The organism is Pseudoalteromonas sp. GW168-MNA-CIBAN-0100, from assembly GCF_040309225.1.
GTDB lineage: Bacteria > Pseudomonadota > Gammaproteobacteria > Enterobacterales > Alteromonadaceae > Pseudoalteromonas > Pseudoalteromonas arctica.
Genome location: NZ_JBEOOL010000871.1, coordinates 1 through 249, shown reverse-complemented (window position 1 = coordinate 249; position 249 = coordinate 1). Strand labels below are relative to the sequence as shown.

At 41.0% G+C, this 249-nt stretch carries 1 pseudogene; it reads left to right on the top strand.

The window, feature by feature from the left end:
* A pseudogene (murG, locus tag AAEY62_RS23790) lies at positions 1-136 on the top strand (undecaprenyldiphospho-muramoylpentapeptide beta-N-acetylglucosaminyltransferase); the annotation flags it as partial.
* Positions 137-249: the final 113 nt, after the last annotated feature.

Genomic DNA, 249 nt, shown 5'->3' with positions numbered 1-249 from the left:
AATTGTTGAACTATTAAGCCCGTATTTAGCCCAACCTTCATTAATTACTGAAATGGCTACAAATTCAAAAAAACAAGCCATTTTAGATGCCACAGCAAGCGTAGCAACGCACTGTGAGCAAGTAACAAATAAGAGAAAATCAGTGAAAGAAACGTCAGTACAAGAAAAACACACACGCCCTGCAATGCGCCGAATAGAAACCATTCACGTTAGTGGTATTGGTGGAGCAGGTATGGGCGGTATTGCTGA